Genomic DNA, 8,249 nt, shown 5'->3' on the forward strand with positions numbered 1-8,249 from the left:
AAATGCCTTTCATTCATTAGATAGATGGAAGTTGTGGAAAAGGGGACGGAATTTCAAATATTTTTCTTGAAAATATAAATCTCCGCACCAACTCCCATAATTTAAGGGATTGAAGCGGAGATTTTTTTAATTTCTATGTTCTGCTTTCCGCTCAAAATAAGCATGCAAACGGTAGTCAGCAATTTCGTGTGTCCACTCATATAAAATTCGCTGATGCTCATCATTTGGCATTAAATTCAACGAAAACCGGCCGCTATCGAATGCTACTAAGCTGTCTTTCGCGCTGCCGCTCCATTTCGTCATCGGCATCCGTTTAATCAAATTGGCGACTTTCTTTTCATCGTAGTCTCTCAGTTTTTTGCCTTGAGCATCATTTAAATCCGCATTCATCCGATATTGCTTTTCGGTCAAAAACTGATGGAAATACGGCCCCGCTTCGACTGGCGTAATCGGTTCAAGCCAATCGCCTGCACCCTTCGACAACATGTAACTCAAGACAACCATCTTATAGCTTTTGTTCATGCCGGTCTTCTCGACTTCCAAAAACCAATTCTGGTGCTTCGTCCACACTTCGATCTCGTCTGCATTCAACTCTGCCGCATAGGCAAGCAGACCGAACCAGCTGCCGAATTCTTGCTTCACTGCGCGCGAGTCCGCTTTTCCCTGCAAATGAAACTCCAAGTAAGTTGGCCGTCTGCCAAGCTCCAGCTTTAGTTCACGGTATGCAAGAATCATTGCTTGTTTTCTCGGCGCGCGTTTTTTCCGCAACTCCTCCAGCAGGTTGACGACTTCCAGCTCTAAATGAAAATCACAACTCACTGGTACGAGCGGCTGCACACCTTGCGCTTTTCCTTTAACTTGCGGCTGTGTATCGAATACGCCAAGTTTCAAGTCTGCATTCCGATAATTGCCGATAAAATCGATGATGACACAATGATCCTTGTTTTCCGCTATGCGCAATCCGCGTCCAATTTGCTGGGTGTAGACTGTGAGCGACTCAGTGGGACGGATGAACAGCAAGGTATCGACTTTTGGAATATCGACGCCTTCATTAAACAAATCGACCGTGAAGATGATTTCTAACTCACGCGAATCCAATTGTGCTCTCGCTGCTTTTCGTTCCTCCGCCGGCGTCTCGCCGGATAAACTCATCGAGCGGATGCCCCGCTCCCTGAAAAACCGGTCCATGAAACGCGTCTGCCGGACCGTCGAACAAAAAACGATTGTTCGGGTCTGCTTATGTTTTCGCCATGCCTGAAAGACAGCTTCAGCATAGTTTTCTCTTACTTGCGCCTGAAGCAGTTCCTCTTCATGATAGCGGTTCCCGAGCCAGCGAATCTTCGAGTAATCGGTATTATCGTATACCCCAAAATAACGAAACGGCGCCAGCCAATTGCGTTCGATGGCATCGAGGAAATGAATCGAAATCGCGACGTTGCCATCGCATAAGGCGTATACATCCTGGTTATCCATTCGGTCGGGCGTTGCTGTGATCCCGAGTAAAAACTGAGGGTTGAAATGCTCCAGCAGCCTTCTATAAGTCGGGGAAGCTGCATGGTGGAATTCATCCACTACAATCAAATCGAACGCATCCCGCTCGAATTGATCCAAGTGATACTCGCTTCCCAGTGTATAGATGGAAGCGAACAGAAAATCTGCGGAGATATCCTTTTCTGTTGCATGGTAAAAAGCGGACTTTTTATTTGGATGCACATTTTGAAACGACTGTTTCGCCTGGTGCAGAATTTCTTGGCGGTGTGCGACAAACAACACGCGCTTGAATTTTTTGGCGAAAAAGGCCGCGAGATAGGTTTTCCCGAGCCCTGTCGCCAGCACAACCATCGCACGGCTGTAGTCTTCTTCCATGACGTTATCCAGCGCATCGAGCGCTTGCTGTTGGGCAGGACGAGGAGATAAATCGGTTATGTAAGGATTAGCCGTTTCAGCAATTTGCTGTGAATCCGATACACCCAGCATGAGCCCTGTTTCTTCCGCTTCAGACCACACCGGACTGACCGGCCTTTTGAGATTCGCTTTTTCATGCAGCTCGCGATACTCCCGAAGTGTTTCTGAATTTAACGGGATCGTTTGTCCGGCATAGAAATGTTTATGAAACTGCTCCACCGCTTCATCAAAGACATCCTCGTCTACAGAGGTCGGGGCAATCAGACTCCACTCCACCCCAGTGGTTAATGCAGACTTAGACAGATTCGACGAACCAACGATTAAATGCGAAGTCTCTTCACCGCGGAACAAATACGACTTCGGGTGAAATGAAGCGCCACCGCTTTTCCATAGTCGAATTTCTGCAGAAGGCAATTCATCCAGCAATAACTCGAGCGCTTCTGGTTGAGTGACGAAAAGGTAATCTCCAACTAATAGCTTGATTGGCACTCTACGTTCAGCTGCCTCTTTTAGGAATGGTGTAATAATCCGCACACCCGATTGCATAGCAAACGCTGTAATCCAATGAATCTCCACAGCCTCTTTTGACAATCGATCTAAATGTGTCACCAACTGCGAAGTGACCAATTGAAGTTTACTCATCTTCTACCTCGATCAAAAAGATACGTTCTTTGAAGCCGCCGCGCTTTTCCCCTTTTTTCACACGAACTTCTTCGACTTCTTCGAAAGAGGAGCCGTTCATTTCCGCTGCTGCATGAATCAGTTCCAAAATGTCTGCTAGCTCCTCGATCGCATCTTCAGGGTTGTTTGCTTCTTGAAACTCTTGTAGTTCTTCTGTTAGTTTTTTAACCACTTCCGCTTGGTATTCTTCCTCTGATAGGATGCGGGTTTTAAATTGAAGGCCGCTTTTATCGATTACCTGTGGGATTTTATCTCTGACTAGTTTGTTATATACAGGCATTATAAGTCCTCCTCTTTTTGTACAAAATCAGTTTGTTTCTTTATACATTCCAGGGAGTATATATAAAGACTTAAAGTATCTTATTGACTGAAACTCTTTGACGAGCCTAGTGGCATACTCTGGAGAAATATATTCAATATCATTTTTATAAATTTTATCTACTCTTAAGTCATAATCAAGAACCACAATAAATTCTTCTCCAGTATCTTTTAATTCTTTAACACAAATTGAGGAGTCAATTAAATTACCTAAAACCACATTAATATGCACTAGTTTCCTCCGTAATTTTTTCTTTTTTATTTCATTCAACTTTAATAAATACTTATTCAATATATTTATTTTAATTGTTAAGACTTTGAGAACATTACGCGTCACCCTTATTATATTAAGCTTCTGTAATGTTCCTCCATATAACTTTGTTGTTTTTCAGTTAATACAACTCTCATCTTACTGTTAATATTCATGAATAATCGATCTGTAGCATCAACTGATGTTGAAATTATAATTTCACCATCTTTGTTAAAAGAAATTAATTTTTTATCAAACATATTATCATGATTAGGACATAGTAATAACCCATTATTTACATCTACACGTTCTTCGTTAGTAGAAATACTCCATGGCTTAATATGGCTCGCTATTAACATACGTGAATCTGACACACCACATAATGCACATTTGCATTCCCGTTGAATCAGCAACTTTTTAAATTTCCCTTGACCAATACGCGACTTGATCAGACGTTCTTTTTCAGTTTGTTCGATTGACATGTTTTCAACTTGTTGAATGATTAGAATGTCTTCTTGAAGCTCCGGTTCGTCATCCGTCATTTTATAGAGTGTCGTAAAGGTTGCCTTACTATTTTGAAGTCGCAATGGAAAAATCCAAACTAGACGCTGTCTACCATTTCGATCTTTTTGTTCGGTTTTATAAGGTTTTCCTGCCAACTGAACTTGCCCGCGATAGGTATATTCTCTAGACGTCAAAACCTCAAAGAAATGAATCTCCACTCCATTTTGATATGACTCCGCTAATGTTAAATTTTGACCACTCATCTTCTGATCACCGCTCTGGCCCATTCCAGTGTAATGATAAACATCTCCCACGACGCGATCATCATAGAGCTTTGTTTTATCCGAAATAAGTGTCAATGAATTAGTTCGATTCGATTTTCGCATGCCTCCCTGCGGCGCACATAAAAACACTTCGCAAAGCTGCTGGTTATTGAGTACTTCATTTAATTCCAATGACCGTGTAAGCATTATGGAAATTCCCCTTAATAATTCGATTTTTTCGTTAACTACATTGTACTATAATGGATAATATTGGGCTGCAATATTATAAAAACTTAAAATAAAACTAGCAAATAAATATTTATAACTTTTTAAAAAAAAAAAGAGTTTAACACCCAATTAATATTTTCACAGTTTATCTCATCCAATAATCATTAAAATCTTTGAATTACCACTGAAACTAATACCGTCCATAAATGCACACTTTTACGAACGCTTTGAAAAGGGCTAAAAATGGACAAAAAGAGCGTTCGTAAACGTATCAAATCACTTTGCGAACGTCCGCGAAATTGCATACACTTTTACGAACGGTTTTCAGGTATAATGAGAGGAAACAATCGTTTATAGAGGTGAATTATGGAACATCGCAAATTTGGTTACATAAGAGTCAGCAGCAAAGATCAAAATGAAGGCCGTCAATTGGAAGCCATGCGAAAAATGGACATTAATGAACGGGACATTTATTTGGACAAGCAAAGTGGAAAAAATTTTGAGCGTGCAAACTATCAATTATTGAAACGGGTTATAAGGAAAGGCGATATTTTATATATCCACTCGCTGGATCGGTTCGGCCGGAACAAAGAAGAGATCCTCCAAGAGTGGAATGACCTGACGAAACATATCGAAGCGGATATTGTGGTGCTGGATATGCCGCTACTCGACACAACTCAATACAAAGACAGCATGGGAACATTCATTGCGGATTTGGTTTTGCAGATTCTTTCCTGGATGGCTGAAGAGGAACGGGAACGCATCCGGAAACGGCAGCGCGAAGGAATCGACTTGGCGTTGAAAAATGGCATTCAGTTTGGTAGGACTCCTGTTCTTGTTTCAGAAGAGTTTAAAGAGGTTTATAGTAAATGGAAAGCTAGAGAATTAACTGCAGTAGAAGCCATGCAAGAAGCTGGAGTAAAAAAGACCAGTTTTTATAAATTAGTGAAAGCACTCGAAGAAGAGACAGCAAACCTATTATAATAGAAGAAACTCAAAATAGAACTAGAGAGACTGTGGAAAATCTTCTCTAGTTCTATTCTTTTGTACCCAAAATGCACGAGCTTAATATAGAACTCCTTCACTTTAACAATGGATTCTTTATTCAATAAGAACCTAACTAGAAACTGTATACTTCCTCTTTACAATTTACACAATAACCTTTTCCGTTGGTTAATGGCACTGGACAACCACATTCACAACGTCCAAGTACATTATCAGATTGCTCTAAAGGAACAAATTTATTTTCACAGTACTTACATTTTTTCATGTAGCTATTATTCTCTTTACCGCATTTAGAACATCTCATCTTTCATTCCTCCCCACTTCATTCTGTTAAAAAAAGAGAAACACTTTTTTCACTCTTCTTTCCTAATTCAAATGATATCCAATGGCTGTTTTTTTTGATTTGTAATCTTAGTCCATTCATCTAATAATCCTGGAACCTCTTTGCATTCCAAAATTACCTTCAATAATTGAAACAACTTCATCATTTGCAATAAATTTAATTCTTCATATTTTGCCTTTTTATTAAAATGGATGAGGTCATTCCTTTCTTGAAACTCCACTGATTCATCGTATAGATAAAGGGCCTGAGTAAAAAATAAAGCGAGGCATATTTTTCAAAAGCCTCTATACTTTTTTCTTGGATATTAGTTAGTGGTTCGTATAGTTTCTTTTGAAGAATATAACGAAACTTTGTTGTTTTACTGGCTTTATACCAATTCCCTTCCCACTTTACATTCATGGTTTTTACAAAATCTCTATATTTGAATTCAGCTAACTTGTCGTGAACAACCTTTTCTATATAAATATGAAGAAGCATTATTCCGCTGATATAATTAGCATTCCCCATTACGGTCTTTAACTCTTTTAAAAATGCAAGGGCACTTACATCTCGAGAATTCTCTAAGTTTACGCCGAGTTGATCAGGTTTCTTTTCAATACAATATATCCAATATTCTATAAAAACTCTTTCTAAATACTTCTTCTTATCTTCCAGTTCTTGAGGAGTAGAATTAACAAAGCTGAATATAGATTCATAGCTATCTCTTATGTAGAAATACAAGGAATCATCCACTAAAATATCGACTTCTCTAAAACACTTGTCATATAGATAAAATTTAATAAAGTTATTATCAGTTTCATCACTTTCTAATTCCTTTATAGATCGAGAAATACCTTCGCCTATGATTCTTAACTGTGCTCCAAGCCCTTCAGAAATCCTCTTAAATGATTGAGCAAAAGCAGTCATAGAAGCTGCTGTCTTTTGTATCGAATTTCCCATCGACTGGATTCTATCCATGTTTATTTTGATAGCAGGAGGTTGTACTAATGAAGTGGCGCCATGTTTCAATCGTAACTTCTTCATCGATTTTTCAAGCAATTTATTTCCCATGAGTAATTCAAATGTTCTTTCTAAATCAGAAGATTTTTCATCGATAAATTCATTTATATATAGCTCATGAGCTATATAACTTAATACTTCGTGGGACAACGGTGGATGTATCTTTTTTCGATCCTCCGGAAAAATAAATATTTCTATTAATCGCTCTTCTAAAACGTTCACGCCCTGAGGAATTTCAGTTATCTTTTTCAGAATGAAGTAGTCAGAAATCGATAAAAAAGTATTTAGTTTAATTTCTATGCCGTTATTTAACTGGATAGGGATGTACACTCTAGGTTTATTGCTCAAGTTTTCACCTTCCCGCATCTCTTGAAAGTAGTTACTTTTTATTCTTTTATAATGAACCTACTTTTCACCTTCAAGTCCTTCTTAAGCAACTTTTGATAGATAAGAAGAAAATCTCTAATAGGCACTTTTAAAATTTCATCTCTATTTTCCGTGAATTCTACTTGAGCATTTTTCAAAATGTCCATTATCATTTGGATAGAGACTGTCCATTCTTCGAGATAATAATTCTCTTCTAACCATCTTAAAATAATTGATCTCCATTCATGGTTCGAAGATTTTATATAACTAGCACCCTCTATCCGTGTTGTTTGCATTCTTTCTAGTAGTTCTTTGTATTTTTTTTCGGGAACATGTTGGGCTAAGTTGTGTGTCCGGCTCCTGTTCATTTCATAAAAGATTCGGCGAAACTTCTCATCTAATTCTTTCTCTTCTGGACTTGAAGCAGTAGAGACCGAAACTTTTTTGAAAGAAGACCCAGGTGCTTTGTTATCAGAATCAGCCCCCGCTAGATTTTCTCTATCCTCTATTACTTCTGAAGCAACAGCAGCCTTTTTCTCTATTTCTTTCTTTTGGATCCATTGGAGAAGTTCTTTCCTTTTCTCTTCTTTACGAAGCAGTATTTCTTTTTCTCTATCCTTTCTGACTTTTCTTTCTCTTGCTTCTCTGATTTTCCTCTCTTTTTCCTGTGCCTTTTCTCTTTCTCTTGCTGCTCTTTCTCTTTCTTCTTTTTCTCTTTTTATTTCCATCTCTTGTGAGAATTTTTCATTGAAAGTCTTTCGGAAAGAAATCTCTTGCTCTGGATTTCTTAACAAAAATGCTTCGTTTTTGATTTGTAAGGCTTGGCTGAATGGGATTCTTGAAGTTTCTCCGATTAAAAAACCTCGGTAAATTTCACCTTTTAAATCATCGATGAATCGAAAAACACGAATATAATTTCTGTCTTCAATTTGAGAAATGTAATAGATACTCTTCATTTCAATTTCACGATTCGGATTCCATTCGGTTGTGGTATACCCTAGCACTTTAAATAGTTCCTCTCTATTTGTATAGGTGGCTATATCCTGCTTCCAAGTAACATCCTCTCGGCTGATATGTGAACTCAACCATTCGATTTCCCACATCACAATACTGTTCTTTGCTGTTTCTGTCGCGAAATTTGCTTTGTCAATCAGCCAAAGTGGAATTAACCCATTTTCACTAAAGTATTGGTGTCTTGCTTTGAAATTACGACTATGTTCTTTGCTTTCATACTCTTTCAAGTCTGTTAATACCGTGATAGCCCATTCTTTCCTGCCTATTTTTACGTAGAGATCTGGAAAGTGTTTAGTGAACTGTGGAACACGATAGCCTTCTTTTATTTCAAGTAAATCTTTTCCGACTGCTGCTGTTACTAATTCGTCCTTTA

The 8,249-nt window shown here is 38.5% G+C and carries 6 protein-coding genes and 1 pseudogene; 1 reads left to right on the plus strand and 6 read right to left on the minus strand.

All coding sequences use genetic code 11. From position 1 onward, the window contains the following. Positions 1-126 precede the first annotated feature (126 nt). The 4 genes from ACFO5U_RS11145 to ACFO5U_RS11160 all read right to left on the minus strand — a co-directional run bounded on the left by ACFO5U_RS11145 (position 127) and on the right by ACFO5U_RS11160 (position 4,128). On the minus strand, positions 127-2,547 hold the full coding sequence (locus ACFO5U_RS11145) for a DEAD/DEAH box helicase family protein (RefSeq protein WP_377279139.1): 2,421 nt from the start codon (positions 2,545-2,547) through the stop codon (positions 127-129). After that, positions 2,540-2,866 carry a pyrophosphohydrolase domain-containing protein gene (locus ACFO5U_RS11150; protein WP_377279140.1) on the minus strand — a complete coding sequence of 109 codons (327 nt, stop codon included), beginning with the start codon at positions 2,864-2,866 and terminating at the stop codon, positions 2,540-2,542. The genes ACFO5U_RS11145 and ACFO5U_RS11150 overlap by 8 nt, the downstream gene beginning before the upstream one ends. Positions 2,867-2,893: 27 nt before the next feature. Then, positions 2,894-3,136 (minus strand): hypothetical protein, encoded by a 243-nt coding sequence (locus tag ACFO5U_RS11155; protein WP_377279141.1) that lies wholly within the window; start codon positions 3,134-3,136, stop codon positions 2,894-2,896. 110 nt (positions 3,137-3,246) lie between these two features. Continuing rightward, entirely contained in the window at positions 3,247-4,128 is an 882-nt protein-coding gene (locus ACFO5U_RS11160) for an HNH endonuclease (RefSeq protein WP_377279142.1), read from the minus strand. 387 nt (positions 4,129-4,515) lie between these two features. Between ACFO5U_RS11160 and ACFO5U_RS11165 the strand changes: the two genes are divergently transcribed. After that, positions 4,516-5,133: a recombinase family protein gene (locus ACFO5U_RS11165; RefSeq protein WP_377279143.1), complete on the plus strand. Its 618-nt coding sequence runs from the start codon at positions 4,516-4,518 to the stop codon at positions 5,131-5,133. Between the two features lie 520 nt (positions 5,134-5,653). Here ACFO5U_RS11165 and ACFO5U_RS11170 read toward each other — a convergent pair. Together ACFO5U_RS11170 and ACFO5U_RS11175 are read right to left on the minus strand one after the other, a co-directional pair. Continuing rightward, positions 5,654-6,844 carry a hypothetical protein gene (locus ACFO5U_RS11170; RefSeq protein WP_377279144.1) on the minus strand — a complete coding sequence of 397 codons (1,191 nt, stop codon included), beginning with the start codon at positions 6,842-6,844 and terminating at the stop codon, positions 5,654-5,656. Between the two features lie 38 nt (positions 6,845-6,882). Next, positions 6,883-8,249: pseudogene (locus tag ACFO5U_RS11175) on the minus strand (hypothetical protein); the annotation flags it as partial.

It is taken from the genome of Planococcus dechangensis (genome assembly GCF_042654465.1).
GTDB classification, from domain to species: Bacteria; Bacillota; Bacilli; order Bacillales_A; family Planococcaceae; genus Planococcus; species Planococcus dechangensis.